The sequence below is a fragment of the Variovorax boronicumulans genome (genome assembly GCF_040544675.1).
Lineage (GTDB): Bacteria > Pseudomonadota > Gammaproteobacteria > Burkholderiales > Burkholderiaceae_C > Variovorax > Variovorax boronicumulans_D.
On sequence record NZ_JBEPKK010000015.1, the window covers coordinates 13989 to 38737 of the forward strand.

Sequence of the window (24749 nt, forward strand, 5' to 3'; positions counted from 1 at the left end):
GACATCCCCACCATGACCTACACAAAAGAACAAATCACCAAGCGCAAGTTCGACGTCGTGATCGTCGGTGCCGGCGGCTCCGGCATGCGCGCCTCGCTGCAACTGGCACGCGCCGGCCTCAACGTGGCCGTGCTCTCCAAGGTGTTCCCCACCCGTTCGCACACGGTTGCCGCACAAGGCGGCGTGGGCGCATCGCTGGGCAACATGAGCGAGGACAACTGGCACTACCACTTCTACGACACGATCAAGGGCTCCGACTGGCTCGGCGACCAGGACGCGATCGAGTTCATGTGCCGCGAAGCCCCGAAGGTCGTGTACGAGCTCGAACACTTCGGCATGCCCTTCGACCGCAACCCCGACGGCACCATCTACCAGCGTCCGTTCGGCGGCCACACGGCCAACTACGGCGAGAAGCCCGTGCAGCGCGCCTGCGCCGCGGCCGACCGCACCGGCCACGCGATGCTGCACACGCTCTATCAGAAGAACGTCGAAGCCCGCACCCAGTTCTTTGTCGAATGGATGGCGCTCGATCTCATCCGCGACGACGAAGGCGACGTGGTCGGCGTGACCGCCCTCGAAATGGAAACCGGCGACCTGCACATCCTGCAGGCCAAGACCGTGCTGCTGGCCACCGGCGGCGCGGGCCGTATCTTCCAGGCCTCGACCAACGCCTTCATCAACACCGGCGACGGCCTGGGCATGGCGGCGCGCTCGGGCATTCCGCTGCAGGACATGGAGTTCTGGCAGTTCCACCCGACCGGCGTGGCCGGCGCGGGCGTGCTGCTGACCGAAGGCTGCCGCGGCGAAGGCGCGATCCTGCTCAACAGCAACGGCGAACGCTTCATGGAGCGCTATGCGCCCACGCTGAAGGACCTGGCACCGCGCGACTTCGTCTCGCGCTCGATGGACCAGGAAATCAAGGAAGGCCGAGGCTGCGGTCCCAACAAGGACTACGTGCTGCTGAAGCTGGACCACCTGGGCGCCGACACCATCCACAAGCGCCTGCCCTCGGTGTACGAAATCGGCGTCAATTTCGCCAACGTCGACATCACCAAGGAACCGATTCCCGTGGTGCCAACCATCCACTACCAGATGGGCGGCATCCCGACCAACATCAACGGCCAGGTCGTCATCCAGAAGGGCGAACAGAACAGCGTCGTGGTGAACGGCCTCTACGCCGTGGGCGAATGCTCCTGCGTGAGCGTGCACGGCGCGAACCGCCTGGGCACCAACTCGCTGCTCGACCTCTTGGTGTTCGGCCGCGCGGCCGGCAACCACATCGTCGAGTTCAACGACAAGCTGAAGGAACACAAGGACCTCCCCAAGGATGCGGCCGACCGCACGCTGGAGCGCCTGAACCGCCTCGAATCGACCACCACCGGCGAATATGCGCAGGACGTGGCCGGCGAGATCCGCGCCGTCATGCAGCAGCATGCCGCCGTGTTCCGCAAGCAGGCCTCGATGGACGAAGGCGTGGTCAAGATCGCCGCCGTGCGCGAGCGCGTCAACGCGATCGGCCTGAAGGACAAGTCCAAGGTGTTCAACACCGCCCGCATCGAGGCGCTGGAAGTCGACAACCTGATCGAAGTGGCGCAGGCCACCATGGTCTCGGCAGCCGCCCGCAAGGAATGCCGCGGCGCCCACACGGTGGAGGACTACGAGCGTCCCGCGGACGACCCGGTCGCACCGCTGGGCCGCGACGACGCCAACTGGATGAAGCACACGCTCTGGTACAGCCAGGACAACCGCCTCTCGTACAAGCCGGTCAACCTGCAGCCGCTCACCGTGGCTTCGGTTCCGCCGAAGGTCCGCACGTTCTAAGTCCCGGCTCACAGTCAGCCAAGTAAAAGCACTCACAAGGTCACCACGATGAAGCGCACATTCCAGATCTACCGCTACGACCCGGACAAGGACGCCAAGCCCTACATGCAGACCGTCGAGATCGAACTCGACGGCCACGAGCGCATGCTGCTGGACGCCCTGATGAAGCTCAAGGCGCAAGACCCGACGCTGTCGTTCCGCCGCTCCTGCCGCGAGGGCGTCTGCGGCTCCGACGCGATGAACATCAACGGCAAGAACGGCCTGGCCTGTCTCACCAACATGCTCACGCTCAAGGGCACGATCGTGTTGAAGCCGCTGCCGGGCCTGCCCGTCATCCGCGACCTGATCGTGGACATGACGCAGTTCTTCAAGCAGTACAACTCGATCAAGCCGTACCTGCAGAACGACAACGTGCCGCCCGAGAAGGAACGCCTGCAATCGCCCGAAGAGCGCGACGAGCTCAACGGCCTGTACGAGTGCATCCTGTGCGCGAGCTGCTCCACCAGCTGCCCGAGCTTCTGGTGGAACCCCGACAAGTTCGTGGGCCCGGCCGGCCTTCTGCAGGCCTACCGCTTCATCGCCGACAGCCGCGACGAAGCCACCGCCGAGCGCCTGGACAACCTGGAAGACCCCTACCGCCTGTTCCGCTGCCACACGATCATGAACTGCGTGGACGTGTGCCCGAAGAACCTGAACCCCACCAAGGCCATCGGGAAGATCAAGGAACTGATGGTGCGCCGCGCCATCTGATCCTTCCTCGAGAAATCACCCCATGCAAACCGCCGACGAACTCCAGCAGCCACTCAGCGAACGTGCGCTGAGCAAGCTGAAATGGCGTTGCCGGCGCGGCCTGCTCGAGAACGACCTGTTCATCGCCCGCTTCTTCGAGCGGCACGAATCCCACATGACCAACGGTCAGGCGGGAGCGATGGAGACATTGATGGACCTGTCGGACAACGACCTCCTCGACCTTTTGCTGCGCAGGAAGGAGCCCGAGCCCGAATGGGCCGGCGCCGAGGTGGTCGCATTGCTGCAGTTGATGCGCACCGACGGCGCCCAGCGTCCCGCAATCTCTCCTTCGTCCTGAATCCACCTCTGAAAGTAAACCGAAATGAAAGCATCCGATACCAAGGCCACGCTGTCGTTCAGCAATGGCGGCGACAGCGTCGAACTGCCGATCTACAAGGGCACCGTGGGCCCCGATGTGATCGACATCCGCAAGCTGTACGCGCAGACCGGCATGTTCACCTACGACCCGGGCTTCATGTCGACGGCGGCTTGCCAATCGGCCATCACGTACATCGACGGCGACAAGGGCGAGCTGCTGTACCGCGGCTACCCCATCGAGCAGCTCGCAACCAACTGCGACTTTCTTGAAACCTGCCACCTGCTGCTGTACGGCGAACTGCCGGACACGGCCAAGAAGAGCAACTTCACCAAGCTCGTGACCAACCACACGATGGTGAACGAGCAGATGCAGTTCTTCCTGCGTGGCTTCCGCCGTGATGCGCATCCGATGGCCATCATGACCGGCCTGGTGGGCGCGTTGTCGGCCTTCTATCACGACAGCACGGACATCAACAATCCCGAGCACCGCGAGATCGCCGCGATCCGCCTGATCGCGAAGATGCCCACGCTGGTCGCCATGGCCTACAAGTACACGATCGGCCAGCCGTACATGTACCCGAAGAACGACCTGAGCTATGCGGGCAACTTCCTGCACATGATGTTCGCGACGCCGTGCGAGGAGTACAAGGTGAACCCGGTGCTCGAGCGCGCGCTCGACCGCATCTTCATCCTGCACGCGGACCATGAGCAGAACGCATCGACCTCCACCGTGCGCCTGTGCGGCTCGTCGGGCACCAACCCCTTCGCGGCGATTGCAGCCGGCGTGGCCTGTCTCTGGGGCCCGGCCCACGGCGGCGCCAACGAAGCGGCGCTCAACATGCTGTACGACATCCAGCGTGAAGGCGGCGTGGAAAAGATCGGCGAGTTCATCAAGAAGGTCAAGGACAAGAACTCGAACGTCAAGCTCATGGGCTTCGGCCACCGCGTGTACAAGAACTACGACCCGCGCGCCAAGCTGATGCAGGAAACCTGCAACGAAGTGCTGACCGAGCTGGGCCTGGAACAAGACCCGCTCTTCAAGCTGGCCAAGGAACTCGAAAAGATCGCCCTCGAAGACGAGTACTTCGTCTCGCGCAAGCTCTACCCGAACGTCGACTTCTACTCGGGCATCGTGCAGCGCGCCATCGGTATCCCGGTGCCGCTGTTCACCGCGATCTTCGCGCTGGCCCGCACGGTCGGCTGGATCGCCCAGTTGAACGAAATGATCGGCGACCCCGAGTACAAGATCGGCCGTCCGCGCCAGCTGTTCGAAGGCTCGCCCAAGCGTGATGTGAAGCCGATCTCGGCTCGCTGAGCGTTCATTGCCGGTTCGCTGCGGGGGCTTCGGCCCTCGCCGCCGGCCAAAAAAAAAGCTGCCTCGCGAGGCAGCTTTTTTCGTTTGGGCTTCAGCAGCCCATCCCTCCCATCACCACTTCACGCGCACACCCAGCGAGCCATTGATCGAGCTCTTCACCTTGGCATTGCCGCCCGACGCCCACAGCTTGCCGACCTCGCCATAAAGGCTGGTCGATTCGCTCAAGGACAGCGTGAAGCCGCCCGCCAGTTCGGTGCTCGTGCCGCCGGTGGGCGCCGCGATGTCGGTCGTGGTCGCACCGTTGACGAAGCGTGCGATGTCCGCGCCGCTCGACGTCTTGTAGACGTTGAAACGGCCATAGGGCTGCAGCATGCCGGCGCCGGTGTCGATCTGGCCCTTCACCCGCACGCCTGCGCGCGCGATCCAGCCGTTGTCGGCCTGCGGCTGGACCACCGCGCCGAGGATGGCGGAGTTGCCCAGGTCCAGGTGCTGGTGAATCAGCTGCAGCTGAGGCTCGATGCTCCAGCCGCTGCTGCCCAGCGCAAAGGCCTGGCCCACTTCGATGGAGCCCAGCAGGCTGTTGCCCTTGCCTTCGGCGCCGAGGGTGGCGTTCGGCTGCACCGTGTAGCGATGACGGCCCGACTGCACGACCGCATCGGCGTAGAAGCCGCTGTCGCCGGTGTAGGTGCCGTAGATGCCCACGTACTGGCTGCGCAGGTCGTTGCGGCCCACGCGCAGGTTGCTCACGCCGCTGGCCAGGCCGTTGACGGTCGCGTCGCCGTCGAGCTGGCCGACATACACGCCTGCACGCCAGTTCGGCGTGGCCAGCAGGTCTGTGCCCGCCTGGAAGCCGGTCAGGCGGCCCTTGCTGGTGGGCGACACGGTGCCGCCCTGCTGGATGTCGATGTCGGTGGAGAGCACGCGTGCCCAGGCGCGGCGGCCGGAGCCGGTCGGCGTCGCCGTGACAGGGGTCGTGCCCTTCACATCGTCGTCGCCCACGCGCTTGCGCAGGTCGCCCAGCATCGCAAGGTCGCCCTGGCGCAGCTGGCTCGGCAGCGCCGCATAGAGCGCCGCTTCGACACGGTAGGCGGGCAGGCCGCGCGAGGCCGCGGTCGGTTCCGGATCGGTGCGCAGGTACCAGTTTTCACCGGCGCCACCGGTGTCCGCGGCGTACAGGCGGTACTCGTACGCACCGGCATCGACATGACCACCCGCGAGGGCGAAGGCGTCCTTGGTCGTCTGCGCCGTGGTGGTGGCGCCGTTCTGCGCAGTGATCACCTCCACCCCGTTGCCGATGGTGCGCGCACCCAGGCCGCCGAGGTTGGCGATCTGCACCGTCGTCTTGCCGCTGGCCGCGCCGCCGTTGATCACCAGGCGGTCCGAGGGTCCGGTGCCGCTGTTGAGCGCCGTGCCCAGCTTCAGCACGCCGTTGTTGCCGACGTAGTTGCCGTTCACCGTGAGCGTGGTGCCCGGCACGATGCCCACGAGCGAGACCGTGCCGCTGTTGGCGAGCGACTTGACGGTCTGGTTGAAGCCGGCGAGATCCAGCGTCGCGCCCGCCGCCACGCTGTGCGCCGACCCGGCGCTGAAGGTGTCGGCAGCGCCGGCCTTCAAGGTGCCTTGCGCCACGGCTGTGGCGCCGGTGTACGTGTTGGCGCCCGAGAGCGTCAGCGTGCCCGTGCCTTCCTTGGTGATGAAGCCGGCGCCGCTGATCGCGCCGCTCAAGGTTCCGGCAAAGGCGCCGGTGTCGATGACCGGATCGTTCTGCCCCGTGAGCTGGATCGCGTTGGCGATGTTCAGGCCGTCGGCGCTGAAGCCCAGCGTGGTGTCGTCGTCCATGGCCAGCGCGCCGGTGCCCAGCGCCTCGTTGTGGCCGACGTTCAGGCGCCCCTGGTGCAGCGCGGTGCCGCCCGTGTAGGTGTTGGCGCCCGACAGCGTGAGCGCGCCGGTGCCGACCTTCACCACCGAGCCGCCCACGCCCGAGATCACGCCCGAGACTTCGGTGTCGGTGTTGAGCCCGCCGGTGGTCAGCGCCTTGGCGCCGAGCAGCACCCGGCCCGCGCCTTCGATCGAGCCCACGGTGATGCCGTCGGCGCCCAGCTTGCTGATGCGCACCGTGCCGCCGGCGTTGTTCACCAGGGTCGCTTGGTCGGCCTTTGCCGTGTCGAAGAAGTCGATCAGGCCGCCCGTCTCGTTGACCAGGGTGGACTGGCCGGCCGAGCCGTTGTCCAGGAAGTTGGTCGAACCGCCCGCATAGTTGGTGATGCGGGCCTTGCCGGCCGTTGCGTTGAACCACACGGTGGTCTCGCCGCCGCGGTTCTCGATGGTGGCGTTGCCCGCCGTCGCGTTGTCGCGCACATCGATCGAGCCGCCCTGCTGCGTCACCAGGGCCGCATTGCCGGCCGATGCGTTGTCCTTGAACTGCACGAACCCGCCGTTGCCCAGGTTCGCGGCGGCCGCCGTGATCTGCAGGGTGCCCGCATCGGCAGCGCCGCTGAAGACCAGCCCCGCACCGCTGGCCACGTTCACCGGGCCGGTGCCCAGCGCGCCGGTGATCGCGGCGTTCACGGTGCCGGCATCGACCTGCGTGCCGCCGCCGTAGCTGTTGGCGGCTGTCAGTTGAAGCTCGCCGGCGCCGATCTTGCGCAGGCTGCCGGTGCCGCTCAGGGTGCCGGCATAGACGCCATCGACAGCTTGGTCGAAGGTGAGCTTCGCGTCGTTGACGATGTCGCCCTGCAGGCTGGTGGTGTTGCCCTGCAGCACGCCCGCCTTGACGGCGGTGCCGCCCGAGTAGGTGTTGGCGCCGCCCAGCACCAGCGTGCCCACGTCTTCCTTGGACAACCCGCCCGTGCCGGTGATGGCCGAGTTGATGGTGGCCGTCATGGCCGCGCCGCCGGCCGTGCCGTCGCCCACGCGCACCACGGTGCCGGCGCCGCTGATGTTGAGCTCGTCGCCCTGGACCACGTAGCCGTCGACCATGAACTGCGCGCCGCCGATGCTGACGGTGCCGCCCGACTTGTCGACCGCCACCGTGCCGGCCGTGCCGCCGAAGATGGCGAACTGGTCCTGCTTCCAGGCCGCGTTGATGCCGCCGTCCATGTCGGTCCAGCCGTCGCCGGGCGCGCCCACGCGCCAGGTGCCCGAGCCGCCGTTGACCTTGCTGTTGTTGTAGTCGCCGCCGTTGCTGCCGTCCCAGAAGTTCAGGCTGAAGCCGGCGCGGTTCACCAGGTTGACCTGCTGGGCCACCGAGGTCTGCACCGACAGGTCGGCCGCGACCGTGCCGCCCGGGACCGTACCCACGTTCAGCCCGTTGTCGGTCAGTGAACCGGTGTAGTTGACAAGGCGATACAGGCCGGGGCCGAAGGTGCCGCCCGCGGACTGCGCCACGTCGAGCCTGCCGTCCAACGTGAGGTTGCCCGAGACGTTGATCAGGTCGTTGAGCGCACCGCCGGGCACGCCGGCCTGGCCGAGCTCATAGCTCAGCACCGAGCCGCTGCTGAACGACAGCGCGCCGGTGTTCAACGTGCCGGGGCTGTTGCCCGCGGCCAGGATGCCGCCGTCGGCGATGTTCACCGCACCGGCGATGGTGCCCGCGCCGCCCAGCGTTGCGCCGCTGCTGACGAACACGTTGCCGCTGCCGGTCGCGCTGCCGGTGGCGTTGTTCACGCGCAGCGTGCCGGCCTCCACGAAGGTCGACCCGGTGTAGGTGCTGGCGGCGGTGAGGTTCAGCGTGCCGCTCCCGCGCTGGATCAGGTTGCCCGAGCCACCGACCACACCGCCGAAGGTCACCGCATCGGAACGGTTGAAAGCCAGCTCGCTGTTGTTGGTGATGTTGCCCGCGATGCTGCCGCTGTTGCTGCCGTTGCCGATCTGCAGCCTGCCCGCGGCGACCGTGGTGCCGCCGGTGTGGTCGGCGATGCCGGTGAGCGTCAGCGTGCCGGGGCCGGCCTGCGTGAGCGTGCCCGTGCCGCCGATGTTGCCGGCGAAGCCGACCGCGTCGCTGCGGTTGAAGCTGAGCGCGCCGTTGTCGATGACATTGCCCGCGAGCGTGCCGGTGGTGCCGCCGTTGCCGATCTGCAGCGAAGTGCCGGCCGCGATGGTGGTACTGCCGCTCGCCTGGATGCTGCCCGTGACGACCGCGCCCTTCGAGGCGTCCAGCGCGACGTTGCCCGCGGCCACGTCGCCGCTGACGGTCAATGCCAGCACGGTTCGCAGGCTCAGGTTGGCGGCGTTGAAGTTGCCCAGCACACCGATCTGGTTTGCGCCGCCCAGCGTGGCGTCGCCCGCGGCGGCGCCAGACAGGGAGGTGGCGGTGATCACACTGCCCGCGCCCTGCGTGATGGCCCCTGCCGCGTTGAGCGACACGCCCGCACCGCCAACCGTGCTGTTGATGGCCAGGTTGCCGGCGGTCGTGGCCAGTGCCACGCCCGCTGTGCTGACCAACGGGCCGGACACGGTCAACGCCTTGCCGTTGGTGAGGCTGAAGCCCTTGGCCGTGAACGCGCCGAGCGTGTCGATCTGGTTGGCGCCGGTGAGCGTCGTGCCTGCGACGGACGTGCCCGTGAGCGTGCCGGCTGTCACGACGCTGCCCGCGCCTTGCGTGATGGCGCCGCCCGAATTGAAGTTGGCGCTGCTGCCCACGGCCACATTGCCGTTGATCGCCAGCGCGGACGAGGTTGCGAGGCTGAAACCGTTGGCCGTGAAGTTGCCCAGGGCTCCGACCTGGTTCACCACGCTGTTCAGCGACACCGCGCCGGTGGCACTGCCCGTCAGCGTGGCAGCAGTGATGGTGCCTGCGGTCTGGGTGATGCTCTTGCCGCCGTTCAGGGCCAGTGCGCCCGAGGCGGTCACGTCGCTGCCCAGCGTGATGCCGTCGCGCGCGGTGAGCGACACAGCGCCGCCCGCAAGGGCGTTGTTCACCGACAGCGCGCCGCCGTTGGCAGCCAGCGTCAGCGCAGCATTGCCGGTGTTGATCGCCGCTGCAGGCAAGGTGAGCGTGCCGCCTGCGACAAGGCTCACGGCGCCGTTGGTGCCGTTGGTGAGCGATGCGACGTTCAGGTTGTTGACGTCGGTCAGGGCGATGCTGCTGCCCGACACGGTCACGGCGCCGACGAAGTCGTTGGCGCCGTTGTCGAGGGCGACCGCGCCGGTGCCCGCGGTCAGCTTGCTGGTGCCGGCGATGACCAGCGCGCCGGTCTGCGTGATGGTGCCGTTGTTGCTGGTCGCGTCCAGCGAAGCCGCGGTGCCGCTGCCCAGGCCCAGCGCGCCGTGGCTCGTGACGGTCAACGCGCCTGTGCCGAGGCTGCCGAGCGTGAGGCCGTTCACATCGTTGACCTGCGTCGCGCCGCCGGTCAGGTTCAAGATGCCGCCGAAGTCGTTGTTCGCGTTCAGCAGCGTGATGGCATTGGCGCCCGCATTGACGGTGGCCGCGCCGGCAACGGTGAGCGCGCCGGTCTGTGTGATCGCACCCGTGGCGGTGGCCGCCAGCGTGCCGGCGATCGTGCCGGTGCCCAGCACCAGTGCGGTGCCGTTCGTGAGCGACACGTTGCGGCCGTTTGTAGCGACCGCCCCGGTGAACTTGTTGGTCGCCTGGGTCAACGTGATGTCGGCGGACCCGGCGTTCAGCGTACTGGCGCCCGCGACGCTCAATGCGCCGGTCTGCGTGATGGCGCCTGCGGCAGTGGCCGCCAGCGTGCCTGTGATCGCGCTGGTGCCCAGCGCCAGGGCGCCGCCGCTCGTGATCGCAACGTTGCGGCCGTTGGCCGATACAGCGCCGCCGAACTTGTTCGTCGCCTGAGCCAACGTGATGTCGGCAGCGCCCGCGTTCAGCGTGCTGGTGCCCGTGACATTCAGTGCACCGGTCTGTTGGATCTCACCCACAGCGGTGGCCGACAGCGTGCCGGTGATCGTGCTTGCGCCCAGCGTCAATCCAACGGTGTTGGTGAGCGCCACGTTGCGGCCGTTGGCGACAACCGCGCCGGTCAATTTGTTGGTGGCCTGCGTCAACAGGATGTCGGCGTTGCCTGCGTTCAACGTGCTGGTGCCGGCAACAACCAGCGCGGCGGTCTGCGTGATGTCGCCTGCGGCAGTGGCTGCAAACGCGCCGGTCGCGGTTCCGGCACCCAGTACCAGCCCGGTGCTGTTCGTGAGGGCCACATTGCGGCCGGTAAAGCCGACTGCGCCGCCGAACTTGTTGGTGGCCTGGGTCAGCGCGATGTCGGCGCTTCCAGCCTCCAGCCTGCTGGTGCCGGTCACGTTCAGCCCGCCGGTCTGCGTGATGGCCGCGTTGGTGCTGGTGGCAGACAACGACGTCGCAGTGCCGCTGCCCAGGTTCAACGTGCCATTGCTTACAACCGTCAACGCGCCCGTGCTGATCGTGCCGAGCGTCAACAGGTTCGTATCCCTGATCGACGTCGTGCCGCCTGTCAGCGAAAGCGCGCCGACGAAGTTGTTGGCCGGGTTGTCCAGCGTGATGCTGCCGGCGCCGGCGTTGATCGAACCCGCGCCCGTGACGGTCAGCGGCCCGCCCTGACTGACATTTCCGCCGTTGCTGTTGGCGGTCAAGGATCCCACGGTGCCGGTGCCCAGGTTCAGCGCGCCGCTGCTGTTGACGGTCAGTGCGCCCGTGTTGAGCGTGCCGAGCGTCAGGGCGGTTGCGTCGGTGATTTGCGTCGTGCCACCCGTCAGGTTCACGGTGCCGCCGAAGTTGTTGGCGCCGTTGGTCATGGTGATGGCATTCGCCCCGGCGTTCACGGTCAGGCTGCCGTTACCGCCGAACACCCCGTTCATCGCCAGCGCACCGTTCGCGGTGGTGATGGAGCCGTTGCCCGTCAGCGTCACGTTGCGCGCGCTGGTCAGCCCTGCACTTGAACGCAGCGTGCCGCCGTTGTTGAACGTGAGCGAGCCGGTCGCTCCGCCCAGGTTCGCATCGGACGCCACCTGGAGGGTGCCGCCGCTGATGGTGGTGCCGCCGGTGTAGGTGTTGGCGCCGGACAGCGTCGTGGTGCCCGAACCCGATTGCGTGACCGAACCGGCGCCCGAAATGTTGTAAGCCCCCGTCAGAGAGCCGCTGCCGTTGTACACGAGACGGCCGCTGCCGTTGAGCATGATGCCGCCGGTCGCGGTCAGGCTGCCGGCGGTGATGGTCAGCGTTCCGGCGCCGCCCGTGCCTCCCGTGCCTCCGCGCCCGCTGCCGTTGCCGCCGTTCGAACCGCCCACGATGATGCGGCCGGCCGACAGGTTGCCGCCCGACAGCGTGAACTGCCCGGTGCCACCCGCCCCGCCGTTGCCGCCAGGGCCGTTGCCCGTGCCACCGGCACCGCCGCCGCCCGAGCCGCCGATCAACAACGCGCCCGCGATGCTCGTCGTGCCGCCGCTGACGTTGAGAACGCCGGCGCCACCGGCGGTCCCGTTGCCCCCGCCGTTGAAGCCGCCGCCGCCCCCGCCGCCACCGCCGCTGCCGCCCACAGCAAGAGAGCCGGTGATCGTGGTGTTGCCGTTCGCGATGGTGCGCGTGGTCGTTCCGCCGGACAAGGTGCCGTTGGCCGTTCCCACCAGCGCGGCCCCACCCACGCCGCCGGTACCGGCGCTGCCGCCGTTGTTGCCTGCGCCGGCATTGCCGTTGAAGTCCGACCCACCGTCCGCCCCGGCGCCGTTCGCAACGCCGCCCGCGCCGCCGCTGTTGGCGCCGAACGTGAACCCTGCACCACCGCCGCCGGCGCCGAACCCGCCGCCGCCGCCGCCTGCGCCGCCACCGCCGCTGCCGCCACCACCGCCCCCGCCGATGCTGCCGGCCCCGCCCGCCTTGCCGGCGTTGACGCCGGCGCCGCCCGCGCCGACGGTGCCGATGACCAGGTTCTGCGCGGAAGCGGGCACCGCGAGCCCCGCCCCAGCCATCGTCATGACCACCGCAGCCATCAGGCCGCTCAGCCGGAACGGCGTGCAGCCATCGCGCTCACCGTCCGCCGCCGTGGCGCCGCGGGACGAACGCTGGGGCTTCCCCCGCGCCGCGGCAATTTCCGAGACGGCCACCCAGGCACCGAGCGAGTTATTCCAGAGGCTGCGAAAAAAGATATTCATGGGGACTTATTGGTTACTTGGTAAACATTTGCTGTGCTCCAGATTACGTTGCGTAACAAAAATCGAACATCACCCGAATTAGCGATAAATACTTAAACGTTGCGTGATTCCCACTTCATGTCATCGCCGCCAGACAGTTCAGCCATCTCAGATAGAGATGTCTTGACATGAAAAATAGAGAGAAAATGCGTCCTCCCATCGCCACTGGCGATGCCCACCCCGATGAACACTTCAGAACGCAACTTCGCCCGCCGCATCGACCTCACGTCGTTGCAGTTGTTCGTCGCCGTGTGCGAACTGGGCAGCATCGGGCGCGCGGCGGAGCGCGAATTCATCGCGGCGTCGGCCATCAGCAAGCGGCTGTCGGACCTCGAGGCCACGCTCGGCACCACCCTCCTTTACCGCCACGCGCGCGGCGTGGACCTCACGCCCGCAGGCGAAAGCCTCTTGCACCACGCCCGCTCGGTGCTCTACAGCCTGGAGAAGATGCAGGGCGAACTCAGCGAATACGCCGACGGCGTGCGCGGCCACGTGCGGGTGCACGCCAACATCTCGGCCATCGTGCAGTTCCTGCCGGAGGACCTGGGCGTGTTCACCCAGGCGCATGAAGCCATCAAGATCGACCTCGAGGAGCACCTGAGCAGCGAGGTGATCCGCGCGGTGCAGGAAGGTGCGGCCGACCTGGGCGTGTGCCACGTGGCCGGCGGCGCGGGCGAGTTGCAAAGCCTGTCGTACCGGCACGACCACCTCGCGCTGATCGTTCCCAGGGGGCACGCGCTGGCCGCGCAGGAGTCCATCGACTTCGTCGACTCGCTGGCCTTCGACCACGTGGGCCTGCACACCAACAGCTCGATCTACGTCGCAATGCACGAGGCGGCGCTGAACGCCGGCCGCAGCGTCAAGCTGCGCATCCACGTCACCGGCCTGGACGCCATGTGCCGAATGATCGAGAACGGCCTGGGCATCGGCGTGATGCCGCAGCGCGCCTTCGAGCTCATGCAGAACGGCATCGGCCGGGGCCTTGTGAGCGTGACGCTCAGCGACGACTGGGCGGCGCGCGAAATCCGCCTGGTGGCGCGCGACTTCTCCACCCTGCCGGTGGCGGCGCGCACGCTGGTGAATCACCTGCACGCGGCGGCCGATTCGTCGGACGCCGTCGAACAACTCGCGGCCCGGGCCGCATAGACAGACAATCCATTTCCCCACGAAAGACAAGAGACCGACATGGCACGCACGCTCTACGACAAGATCTGGGACGAACACGTCGTCCACACCGAGGAAGACGGCACCGCGATCCTCTACATCGACCGCCACCTGGTGCATGAAGTCACCAGCCCGCAAGCCTTCGAGGGCCTGCGCGAAGCGGGCCGCAAGCTGTGGCGCATCAGTTCGGTGGTGGCCACGGCCGACCACAACACGCCGACCACCGGCTGGGAGCGCGGCTATGAAGGCATCGCCGACCCGACCAGCAAGGAACAGGTCACCACGCTGGACAAGAACATCGCCGAATTCGGCGCCGCCGCCTTCTTTCCGTTCCTGAGCAAGCGCCAGGGCATCGTGCATGTGATCGGCCCCGAGTCGGGCGCGACGCTGCCGGGCATGACCGTGGTCTGCGGCGACTCGCACACCTCCACGCACGGCGCGTTCGGTGCGCTGGCGCACGGCATCGGCACCAGCGAGGTCGAGCACGTCATGGCCACGCAGACGTTGCTGGGCAAGAAGGCGAAGAACATGCTCGTGAAGGTCGATGGCAAGCTGCCTTTGGGCTGCACCGCCAAGGACATCGTGCTGGCCATCATCGGCAAGATCGGCACCGCCGGCGGCACGGGCTACACCATCGAGTTCGCGGGCTCGGCGATTCGCGACCTGAGCATGGAAGGCCGCATGACGGTCTGCAACATGGCCATCGAGGCCGGCGCGCGCGCGGGGCTGGTCGCGGTCGACGAAAAGACCATCAGCTACATCAAGGGCCGCCCGCTCGCGCCCAGCGGCGTGGAATGGGACCAGGCCGCAGCCTACTGGCGCACGCTGCAGTCGGACCCCGGCGCGAACTTCGACGCCGTGGTCGAGCTCGACGCCGCGCAGATCCCGCCGCAGGTCACCTGGGGCACCTCGCCGGAGATGGTGGTCGACATCAACGGCCGCGTGCCCGATCCCGACAAGGAAAAGGACGCCAACAAGCGCGGCGCCATCGAGCGCGCGCTGGTCTACATGGGCCTGGAGCCCAACAAGGCCATGAACGACATCTTCATCGACAAGGTGTTCATCGGCTCGTGCACCAACAGCCGCATCGAGGACATGCGCGAAGCCGCCGCGGTGGTGAAGAAGCTCGGCCAGAAGGTCGCCAAGAACGTCAAGCTCGCGATGGTGGTGCCCGGCTCGGGCGTGGTGAAGGAACAGGCCGAGCGCGAAGGGCTGGATGTGATCTTCAAGGCGGCGGGCTTCGAATGGCGCGAGCCCGGCTGCTCGATGTGCCTGGCGATGAACGCCGACCGGCTGGAGCCGGGCGAGCGCTGCGCATCGACCTCGAACCGCAACTTCGAAGGCCGCCAGGGCGCGGGTGGCCGCACCCACCTCGTGAGCCCCGCAATGGCCGCCGCCGCCGCCGTGCACGGCCACTTCGTCGACGTGCGCACCTTCGCCTGATCTGGAGACATCACATGCAGAAATTCACCGTGCACAAAGGCCTCGTGGCCCCCATGGACCGCGAGAACGTCGACACCGACGCGATCATTCCCAAGCAGTTCCTCAAGTCGATCAAGAAGACCGGCTTCGGCGTGAACCTGTTCGACGAGTGGCGCTACCTGGACGCCGGCTTCCCGGGCCAGGACCCGGCCAGCCGCAAGCCCAACCCCGACTTCGTGCTGAACCAGCCGCGCTACGCGGGCGCCTCGGTGCTGCTGGCGCGCAAGAACTTCGGCTGCGGCTCGTCGCGCGAACACGCGCCGTGGGCGCTGGACCAGTACGGCTTTCGCGCAATCATCGCGCCGAGCTATGCGGACATCTTCTTCAACAACAGCTTCAAGAACGGCCTGCTGCCGATCGTGCTGAGCGAGGCGCAGGTCGCACAACTGTTCGACGAGGCTCTCGCCTTCCCGGGCTATTCGCTGACCATCGACCTGGAGCGCCAGGTGGTCGTGAAGCCGGACGGCGGCGAGCTCGCGTTCGACGTGCAGGCCTTCCGCAAGTACTGCCTGATCAACGGGCTGGACGACATCGGCCTCACGCTGCGCCACAAGGACAAGATCAAGGCCTTCGAGACCGAGCGCCTGGCGCAGAAGCCCTGGCTCGCGCACACGATGATCTCGTGATCGCCCGCATCATTTCCGTATTCAAACCTCAGACCAACTTATGAAAATCGCAGTTCTCCCGGGTGACGGCATCGGCACCGAAATCGTGGCGGAAGCCGTCAAGGTGCTCGACGTGCTCGACCTGAAGTTCGAGATGGAGTCGGCGCTGGTCGGCGGCGCGGCCTACGAGGCGCACGGCCATCCGCTGCCCGAAGCCACGCTCAAGCTCGCCAAGGAATCCGACGCGGTGCTGTTCGGCGCGGTGGGCGACTGGAAGTACGACAAGCTCGACCGTCCGCTGCGCCCCGAGCAGGCGATCCTGGGGCTGCGCAAGAACCTGGGGCTGTTCGCGAATTTCCGCCCGGCGATCTGCTACGAGCAGCTGGTGGACGCCTCGAGCCTGAAGCCCGAGCTGATCGCGGGCCTGGACATCCTCATCATTCGCGAGCTGACCGGCGACATCTACTTCGGCCAGCCGCGCGGCCGCCGCACGGCGGTGGACGGGCACTTTCCGGGCGCGGAAGAAGCTTTCGACACGATGCGCTACTCGCGCCCCGAGGTCGAGCGCATCGCCCGCGTGGCTTTCGAAGCGGCGCGCAAGCGCAGCAAGCGCGTGACCAGCGTGGACAAGGCCAACGTGCTGGAGACCTTCCAGTTCTGGAAGGACATCGTGACCGAGGTCGGCAAGGAGTACCCGGACGTCGAACTCGACCACATGTACGTCGACAACGCGGCCATGCAGCTTGTGAAGGCGCCCAAGAAGTTCGACGTGGTGGTCACCGGCAACATGTTCGGCGACATCCTCTCGGACGAGGCCGCGATGCTCACCGGCTCCATCGGCATGCTGCCCTCGGCGTCGCTCAATTCGAGCAACCAGGGCCTGTACGAGCCCAGCCACGGCAGCGCGCCAGACATTGCAGGCAAAGGGGTTGCGAATCCTTTGGCTACAATCCTGTCCGCTGCCATGATGCTCCGCTTTTCACTCAACCAACCCGAAGCTGCCGACCGTATCGAGTCGGCGGTCAAGGACGTGCTCGCCTCCGGGCTGCGCACGGGTGACATCTGGTCAGAAGGTACGAAGCGCGTCGGCACCCGCGAAATGGGCGACGCGGTCGTTGCAGCAATCACCAAAAAGACGATTACCGGCTAACCGCAGCCCGCTTCGTCACGCCCCTCCCCGGCTCGACGAGTCGGGCAAAAGAGAAACTTGATCAGTTGGGGACAGAGCAGATTGCTTCGCAATCCTGGTCTGTCCCACAAAGTTATTTATCTTTTCATAAGGGCAAACTGAAATGGCGAACGCATCTCAACCTCTGGTCGGCCTCGTAGGCTGGCGCGGCATGGTCGGCTCGGTCCTGATGGACCGCATGCAGGCCGAAGGCGACTTCGGCCTCATCGAACCGGTCTTCTTCTCGACCTCCAACGCCGGCGGCAAGGCCCCTGCGATGGCCAAGAACGAAACCGCGCTGAAGGATGCGAACGACATCGACGCCCTGAAGAAGTGCGACATCGTCATCACCTGCCAGGGCGGCGACTACACCAGCGAAGTCTTCCCCAAGCTGCGCGCTGCCGGCTGGACCGGCCACTGGATCGACGCCGCCTCCACCCTGCGCATGCAGGACGACGCGGTCATCGTGCTGGACCCGGTCAACCTCCCGGTGATCCAGAACGCGCTCACCAACGGCGGCAAGAACTGGATCGGCGGCAACTGCACCGTGAGCTGCATGCTCATGGGCGTGGGCGCCCTCTACAAGGCCGGCCTGGTCGAGTGGATGACCAGCATGACCTATCAGGCGGCCTCGGGCGGCGGCGCGCAGCACATGCGCGAACTGCTGACCCAGTTCGGCACGATCAACGCCGAAGTGCGCGCGCTGCTGGACGACCCGAAGTCGGCCATCCTCGAAATCGACCGCAAGGTGCTGCACAAGCAGCAGAACCTGAGCGCCGCCGAAACGGCCAACTTCGGCGCACCGCTGGGCGGCTCGCTGATCCCCTGGATCGACAAGGACCTGGGCGACGGGATGTCCAAGGAAGAGTGGAAGGCCGGCGCCGAAACCAACAAGATCCTCGGCCAGGGCGCGGGCTTCGGCACCGCCGCCGTGCCGGTCGACGGTTTCTGCGTGCGCATCGGCGCCATGCGCTGCCACAGCCAGGCACTGACCTTCAAGCTCAGGAAGGACGTGCCCATGGCCGACATCGAAGCGATGATCGCCGCCGACAACCCCTGGGCCAGCGTGGTGCCGAACACCCGCGAAGCCACCCTCAAGGACCTCACGCCGGTGGCCGTGACGGGCACCATGAACATCCCGGTCGGCCGCATCCGCAAGCTGGAGATGGGCCCCGAATACGTCGGCGCCTTCACCATCGGCGATCAACTGCTGTGGGGTGCCGCCGAGCCGCTGCGCCGCATGCTGCGCATCCTGCTGGAAGCCTGATGCGGATTGCTCAGGTCCCGGAAAGCGCAATTGTTGCCAATAAGCAACGAAAAGTGTGATCGTAAGTATGCGCGCACTGGGTAGAACAGGCGCATTGCCTTGTCAGTCCGGGGGGATGGTGCTAACGTCCTCTTACAAATTCTGGGCCTGAGCCGCCCCCTATCAGCATGACAAGACATCTGTTGCCCGCGGCCAGCCCATCGGCCGCTCGCCCCTCTCACCCGTCCAACGGTTGGCGCCTTTCCATCCTGGGTGCGGCGGCTGTTGTGGCCCTGGGCATCGCCGGCACCGACGCCAGCGCCTTCACGCTGGGACAACTGAAGGTGCAATCGGCGCTGGGCGAGCCGCTGCGCGCCGAGATCGACGTGACCGAACTCGCCGCCGCCGAAGCGGACGGTCTGAAGATCAACATCGCCACGGCCGAAGCCTTCAAGAACGCGGGCGTCCCGTACAACTCGGCACTGAGCGACGTCAAGGCCACGCTGCAACGCCGCGCGGGCGGCCAGTATGTCGTGCGCCTGAACGGCAGCCGGCCGCTCAACGATCCCTTCGTCGACCTGCTGCTCGAAGCCAACGGCGCCTCGGGCCGCATCGTGCGCGACTACACCGTGCTGCTGGATCCGCCGGCCACGCGCCAGGCGGCGGCAACTGCGGTGCCCATCGCTCCCCAGATCAGCACACCGGTCGAACGCCCTGCCGTGGCCGCAGCCCGCGCCCGCCGCGAGGCGGCAGCCAATGCGGCAGCGTCTGCTGCACCTGCGGCCCCCGTTGCGAGAGCGCCCGCACCGGCGGCATCTCCCGCGCCTGCGGCTGCCCCGGCGCGTGCCGCCAGCGGCGGCGGCGAACAGGTCACCGTGCAGCGCGGCGACACCGCCAGCAAGATCGCCGGCGCCTACAAGCCGGCCGATGTGTCGCTCGACCAGATGCTGGTGGCGCTGTTGCTCGCCAACCCCGACGCGTTCATTGGCGGCAACGTCAACCGCATGAAGGCCGGCGCCGTGCTCGACCTGCCGGGCTCCGCCGAAGCCAACGCCGTTCCCGCCGCGGAAGCGCGCCGCACGGTCACCGCCCAAAGCCGCGACTTCAGCAACTACCGTCGGCGACTGGCCGAGAACGCACCGACGTCGAACGTCGCCGCCGCCGGCCGCAACGCCTCGGGCAAGCTGCAAGCCAATGTCGAAGACCGCAATGCAGCCGCCAGCGCGCCCGACAAGCTCACCATTTCGCAAGGCAGCGCCTCCACCCGGGCCGCCGACGAAAAGGTCGCACAGGCCCGTCAGGCGCAGGAGAGCAGCAACCGCGTGGCGGAGCTCTCCAAGAACATCAGCGACCTGAACAAGCTCAAGTCTGGCGCCGGCACCGGTGCATCGGCGCCCGCAGCCGCGGCGCCTGCAGTGCCCGCCATTTCCGTTCCGACGCCGGCCTCGGCCACGACCTCCCCTGCGGCAGCCCCTGCCGCAGCGCCGGTTCCGGCACCGGCGCCCGCCGTTGCGGCCGCTCCGGCTGCGGCCGTCAGCCCCACGCCTGCAACCGAAGCACCGACGTCCGCACCCGTTGCGGGCACACCCGCCGCCGCAGCGCCCGCCGCAACCGATGCGCCTGCCGTTGCCGCTACAGAAGCCGCTGGCGTTCCCGCCGCAGCAGCCAGCGCTGCAGTCGCCGCGCCAGCCGTGGCACCGAAGCCGGTGGTCAAGGCCGCGCCCCCGCCGCCGCCCGAACGCAGCTTCCTGGACGAACTGCTCGACAACCCGCTGATGCTCGCCGGTGCCGCGCTGATCGCCTTGCTGATCGGTTTCCTGCTCTACCGCGTGCTTGGCCGTCGGCGCGAGGAAATGAGCGAAAGCGTGTTCCTTGAAAGCCGCATCCCGAAGGATTCGTTCTTCGGCGCCAGCGGTGGCGAATCGGTCGACACCAAGCATCGCGGCGACTCCACCGTTTCGTCGCTGTCGTACTCGCCGAGCCAGCTGGATGCAGGCGATGTCGACCCCGTGGCCGAAGCGGACGTCTACCTGGCCTACGGCCGCGACCTGCAGGCCGAGGAAATTCTGCGCGAAGCCCTGCGCCTGAACCCCGACCGCACCGCCATCCATCTCAAGCTGCTCGAGATCCACGCCAAGCGCCGCGACGTGCGGGCCTACGAAGGCCTGGCCACCGAAGTGCACAAGCTGACCGGCGGCACGGGCTCCGACTGGAGCCGCGTGGTCGACATGGGCAAGGATCTCGACCCGGGCAATCCGCTGTACGAATCCGGTTCGCCGCGCGGTGCAAGCCAGGCTGAAACGGCTGCCTTCGCTGGCGCACTGGCCGCCGCAGCCAAGCCGGTGGTCGCCGCACCCGCCCCCGTCGCACCGCCGGTTGCCGTGGCACCGCCGCCAGCCTTCGTGCCCTCGGTCGCACCGCTGGACTTCGACCTGGACCTGAGCCAGCCGGCACCGCTGAGCCATGCGCCCGTCGGCGCCAGCCTGCCCAAGTCGGCCTACGCCCCCGCGCCGGTCGCAGCACGCCCCGCCGCGCCGCTGTCCAACGCTCACCTGGCGACGCCTGTCGACCTCGAGAACGATTTCGACACCGCCCCCGGCGCACTGACCCCCGACACCCGGCCGACGAGCCTGAGCGATGCGGCGCATCACAACACGCGTCCGGCCATGCTGCGCGATCCGTTGCCTGCCGACTCGGGCTTCATCGAGTTCGACATGAGCGCGCTGGCAGGCCTTCCGACCCGCCCGGCCGGCAACGCCCCCGACACCGCACGGACCGTCTCCAGTTCGCTCGATGACGAAGGCGAAGACAGCCCGCACGCCGTCAAGCTTTCGCTCGCTCGCGAACTGCAAGCCATCGGCGACGTCGAAGGCGCCCGCTCGCTGGTCGAGGAAGTCGAAGCCGAAAGCGCCGGCGACCTCAAGTCGCAAGCCAAGCAACTGCTCGCGGAACTGCGCTGAGCTTGCCGTTGGTGTTCCTGAATTCGTGAGGCTGGCGCTCGGCATCCGCTACAACGGCCAGGCGTACGAGGGCTGGCAAAGCCAGCGCTCGGGCCGCACGGTGCAGGACAAGCTGGAGGCCGCCCTCGCAAAGTTCGCCGCGGACCCGTCTGGGCGCATCGGCACGCTGTGCGCCGGCCGCACCGATGCCGGCGTGCACGCCCTCATGCAGGTGGTGCACTTCGACACCGAAGTCGAACGCGAACCCTTCTCCTGGATGCGCGGCACCAACCGCTTCCTGCCCGACGACATCGCGGTGCAGTGGGCCCAGCCGGTGCCCGACGAATTCCATTGCCGCGCCAGTGCGCTGGCGCGCCGCTACCTCTATGTGCTGTCGCAATCGCCGGTGCGGCCGAGCCTGGATTCGGGCCGGGTCGGCTGGTCGATGCATCCGCTCGACGGCGATGCGATGCGCCAAGCCGCCGCCGTGCTCATCGGCACGCATGACTTCAGCTCGTTCCGCGCCTCGGCCTGCCAGGCCAAGTCGCCGGTGAAGAATCTGCGCCGCATCGAGATCACGCGCGTCGGCGAAGGCGAGCGCTGCCGCTGGCACTTCGAGTTCGAGGCCGACGCCTTCCTGCACCACATGATTCGCAATCTGATGGGCTGCCTCGTGCGTATCGGCCGCGGCGACGAGCGGCCCGAGTGGATCGCCGAGGTGCTCGAAGCACGCAGCCGCAAGGTCGCGGCGCCCACGTTTTCGGCGGACGGCCTGTACTTCCTCGGCCCGTTGTACGACGCCAAGTGGGGTCTGCCGGCCGAGGCCACGCTGCAGGCCGGGGGTGCTCCTTATGATGGCCCGCCATGACGTCATCGCCTCCCCGCACCCGCATCAAGATCTGTGGCCTCACGCGTGAGGCTGACGTGGATGCCGCTGTCGAAGCCGGCGTCGACGCCATCGGTTTCGTGCTCTACGCCAAAAGTCCCCGTGCCGTGACGGCCGATCGCGCCGCCGAACTTGCTTCATGCCTGCCCCCGTTCATCACGCCGGTGCTGCTGTTCGTGAACGAAGATGCTCCCAAAGTCATAGCATCGCTCGCCCGCGTGAAGGGCGCCATCGCGCAATTCCACGGGGAGGAAACACCCGAACAGTGCGAGGAAGCCACCGGCCCGGACCGCTTTCGGTACATGCGCGCCGCCCGGATTCCGCTGGGGGCTGCCGGCGCCGGCTTCGAGCTCGTAAAATACGCGTCCGATTACTCCCACGCCCAGGCCATCCTGCTCGACGCCCATGTCGAAGGTTATGGCGGTGGCGGCAAGGCTTTCGATTGGTCACTTCTTCCACCCGCCGTCGACGCTCACCTCGTCTTGAGTGGTGGGCTCACACCTGCAAACGTGAGCGATGGCATTCGCATCCTGCGGACGCGCTGCAAGACGCTGTCCGTTGATGTGAGCTCGGGCGTCGAAATCGACGGTCCCGGGAACAAGGGCCTGAAGGACGCCGGAAAGATCCGGCAGTTCGTCGCCGCAGTGAGAGCGGCAGACGCCTCGTCCTTCACCAGTTAGCCGCCGCACCCGATCGTCATTCGGGCTGCGGCCCAACGATCGAGAACCATGCAAAGCAATTTCCAGGACTACCAGCAACCCGACGCCACCGGCCACTTCGGCAACTACGGCGGCACTTTCGCGAGCGAAACGCTCACCCACGCGATCAACGAACTGCGCGACGCGTACGCCAAGTTCAAGAACGATCCGGCGTTCCTCGCCGAATTCCACTACGAGCTCAAGCACTTCGTGGGGCGCCCCTCGCCGATCTACCACGCCGCCCGCACCAGCCGCGAAATGGGCGGCGCGCAGATCTACCTCAAGCGCGAAGACCTCAACCACACCGGCGCCCACAAGATCAACAACGTGATCGGCCAAGCGATGCTCGCGCGCCGCATGGGCAAGCCCCGTGTAATCGCCGAGACCGGCGCCGGCCAGCACGGCGTGGCCACCGCCACCATCTGTGCGCGCTACGGCCTCGAATGCGTGGTCTACATGGGCAGCCAGGACGTGAAGCGCCAGAGCCCGAATGTCTACCGCATGAACCTGCTCGGCGCCACAGTGGTGCCGGTCGAATCGGGCAGCAAGACGCTGAAAGACGCACTCAATGAAGCGATGCGCGACTGGGTCACGAATGTGGAAAACACCTTCTACATCATCGGCACCGTGGCCGGTCCTCATCCCTATCCGATGATGGTGCGCGACTTCCAGAGCGTGATCGGCACCGAGTGCATCGACCAGATGCCCGCCATGCTGGCGGCCGACGGCATTACCGGCGAAGCCGAGGGCAAGCAGCCCGACGTGGTGGTCGCCTGCGTGGGCGGCGGCAGCAATGCGATCGGCATCTTCCATCCCTACATTCCGTTCGCCAACACCCGGCTCATCGGCGTGGAAGCGGCGGGCGAAGGCCTGGACAGCGGCAAGCATGCGGCCTCGATCCTGCGCGGCAGCCCTGGCGTGTTGCACGGCAACCGCACCTACCTGCTGCAGAGCGAAGACGGCCAGATCACCGAGACCCACAGCATCAGCGCCGGCCTCGACTACCCGGGCGTGGGCCCCGAGCACGCGTACCTGGCCGACATCGGACGCGCCGAGTACGTGGGCGTCACCGACGTCGAGGCGCTCGAAGCCTTTCACTACCTGTGTCGAACGGAGGGCATCATTCCCGCGCTCGAATCCAGCCACGCCGTGGCCTACGCGCTGAAGCTCGCCAAAACCATGCGCCCCGACCAGTCGATCCTGGTGAACCTCTCGGGCCGCGGCGACAAGGACATCGGCACCGTGGCCGACCTGTCGGGCGTCGATTTCTACGACCGCCCCTCGATGCGCGGGCTGAGCGTGAAGGGAGGCAAGTGATGAGCCGCACGAGCCGCATCTCGGCCACCTTCAAGACGCTTCAATCGCAGGGCCGCAAGGCACTGATTCCGTACGTCACCGCCGGCTTCCCCTTTGCCGACATCACGCCCGAGCTGATGCACGGTATGGTCGAGGCGGGCGCCGACGTGATCGAGCTGGGCGTGCCTTTTTCCGACCCAATGGCCGACGGCCCCGTGATCCAGAAAGCCGGCGAAGCCGCGCTGGCACTGGGCGTCGGCATGAAGCAGGTGCTTGCGCTCGTGGCCGACTTCCGCCAGAAGGACGCGACCACGCCCGTGGTGCTGATGGGCTACGCGAACCCGGTCGAGCGCTACGACCTCGTGCACGGCAAGCACGCCTTCATCCGCGATGCGTCGGCCGCCGGCGTCGACGGCCTGCTGGTGGTCGACTATCCGCCTGAAGAATGCGAGGCCTTCGCCGCGGACCTGAAGGCCGCGAACATCGACCTGATCTTCCTGCTGGCGCCCACGAGCACCGACGAGCGCATGGCGCAGGTCGCACGCATCGCGAGCGGTTATGTCTACTACGTGTCGCTCAAGGGCGTGACCGGCGCGGGCCACCTCGATACCGAGGCGGTCGGCCAGATGATCCCGCGCATCCGCCAGCATGTGAGCATCCCGGTGGGCGTGGGCTTCGGCATCCGCGACGCGCGCACCGCGCAGGCGGTCGGTTCGGCGGCGGATGCCGTCGTGATCGGCACCAAGATCATCCAGCTGATCGACGGGCAACCGCGCGAGAAGGTGGTGCCCGCGGTGCGCGAATTCCTCGCCGGCATCCGCGAGGCGCTGGACGCCCTGCCGGCGGCTACCCCCAAGAATGCGGCTGGCCGATAATCTGGCCTGCCCTCACCCCAACCCCTCTC

Annotated in this window: 15 protein-coding genes; 14 read left to right on the top strand and 1 reads right to left on the bottom strand. The window is 67.3% G+C overall.

Annotated elements, in window-relative coordinates; translation table 11 throughout:
• Positions 1–12: 12 nt before the first annotated feature.
• The 4 genes from sdhA to ABIC90_RS22445 are packed head-to-tail and all read left to right on the top strand — an operon-like array spanning position 13 to position 4243.
• Positions 13–1821, top strand: a complete 1809-nt coding sequence (sdhA, locus tag ABIC90_RS22430) for a succinate dehydrogenase flavoprotein subunit (RefSeq protein WP_354358022.1) — start codon at positions 13–15, stop codon at positions 1819–1821.
• A gap of 48 nt (positions 1822–1869) precedes the next feature.
• Positions 1870–2571 carry a succinate dehydrogenase iron-sulfur subunit gene (locus tag ABIC90_RS22435; protein WP_012746572.1) on the top strand — a complete coding sequence of 234 codons (702 nt, stop codon included), beginning with the start codon at positions 1870–1872 and terminating at the stop codon, positions 2569–2571.
• Positions 2572–2593: 22 nt separating this feature from the next.
• Positions 2594–2908 carry a succinate dehydrogenase assembly factor 2 gene (locus ABIC90_RS22440; protein ID WP_013540022.1) on the top strand — a complete coding sequence of 105 codons (315 nt, stop codon included), beginning with the start codon at positions 2594–2596 and terminating at the stop codon, positions 2906–2908.
• A 24-nt stretch (positions 2909–2932) separates the two neighbouring features.
• Positions 2933–4243 carry a citrate synthase gene (locus tag ABIC90_RS22445; RefSeq protein WP_354358023.1) on the top strand — a complete coding sequence of 437 codons (1311 nt, stop codon included), beginning with the start codon at positions 2933–2935 and terminating at the stop codon, positions 4241–4243.
• Between the two features lie 111 nt (positions 4244–4354).
• Here the strand turns inward: ABIC90_RS22445 and ABIC90_RS22450 are convergent, their stop codons facing one another.
• Entirely contained in the window at positions 4355–12322 is a 7968-nt protein-coding gene (locus ABIC90_RS22450; RefSeq protein ID WP_354358025.1) for an autotransporter outer membrane beta-barrel domain-containing protein, read from the bottom strand.
• A gap of 222 nt (positions 12323–12544) precedes the next feature.
• Between ABIC90_RS22450 and ABIC90_RS22455 the strand changes: the two genes are divergently transcribed.
• The 10 genes from ABIC90_RS22455 to trpA all read left to right on the top strand — a co-directional run bounded on the left by ABIC90_RS22455 (position 12545) and on the right by trpA (position 24720).
• Positions 12545–13507, top strand: coding sequence for a LysR substrate-binding domain-containing protein (locus tag ABIC90_RS22455; protein WP_354358027.1), 963 nt, complete (start codon positions 12545–12547; stop codon positions 13505–13507).
• A gap of 39 nt (positions 13508–13546) precedes the next feature.
• A complete protein-coding gene (gene leuC / locus ABIC90_RS22460; protein ID WP_354358029.1) occupies positions 13547–14968 on the top strand; it encodes a 3-isopropylmalate dehydratase large subunit in 1422 nt (473 codons plus the stop codon).
• Positions 14969–14982: 14 nt separating this feature from the next.
• On the top strand, positions 14983–15633 hold the full coding sequence (leuD, locus tag ABIC90_RS22465; protein WP_198785655.1) for a 3-isopropylmalate dehydratase small subunit: 651 nt from the start codon (positions 14983–14985) through the stop codon (positions 15631–15633).
• A 40-nt stretch (positions 15634–15673) separates the two neighbouring features.
• Positions 15674–16762: a 3-isopropylmalate dehydrogenase gene (gene leuB / locus ABIC90_RS22470; protein ID WP_280811311.1), complete on the top strand. Its 1089-nt coding sequence runs from the start codon at positions 15674–15676 to the stop codon at positions 16760–16762.
• Positions 16763–16904: 142 nt separating this feature from the next.
• Positions 16905–18047 carry an aspartate-semialdehyde dehydrogenase gene (gene asd, locus ABIC90_RS22475; RefSeq protein WP_354358031.1) on the top strand — a complete coding sequence of 381 codons (1143 nt, stop codon included), beginning with the start codon at positions 16905–16907 and terminating at the stop codon, positions 18045–18047.
• A 167-nt stretch (positions 18048–18214) separates the two neighbouring features.
• Positions 18215–20986: a FimV/HubP family polar landmark protein gene (locus tag ABIC90_RS22480; protein WP_354358033.1), complete on the top strand. Its 2772-nt coding sequence runs from the start codon at positions 18215–18217 to the stop codon at positions 20984–20986.
• 25 nt (positions 20987–21011) lie between these two features.
• Positions 21012–21833 carry a tRNA pseudouridine(38-40) synthase TruA gene (gene truA / locus ABIC90_RS22485; RefSeq protein WP_354358035.1) on the top strand — a complete coding sequence of 274 codons (822 nt, stop codon included), beginning with the start codon at positions 21012–21014 and terminating at the stop codon, positions 21831–21833.
• Positions 21830–22531, top strand: coding sequence for a phosphoribosylanthranilate isomerase (locus ABIC90_RS22490; RefSeq protein WP_354358037.1), 702 nt, complete (start codon positions 21830–21832; stop codon positions 22529–22531). The genes truA and ABIC90_RS22490 overlap by 4 nt, the downstream gene beginning before the upstream one ends.
• 48 nt (positions 22532–22579) lie before the next feature.
• Positions 22580–23866 (top strand): tryptophan synthase subunit beta, encoded by a 1287-nt coding sequence (gene trpB / locus ABIC90_RS22495; RefSeq protein ID WP_354358039.1) that lies wholly within the window; start codon positions 22580–22582, stop codon positions 23864–23866.
• Entirely contained in the window at positions 23866–24720 is an 855-nt protein-coding gene (trpA, locus tag ABIC90_RS22500) for a tryptophan synthase subunit alpha (protein WP_354358041.1), read from the top strand. Before trpB ends, trpA begins: the two co-directional genes overlap by 1 nt.
• The last annotated feature ends 29 nt before the right edge of the window (positions 24721–24749 follow it).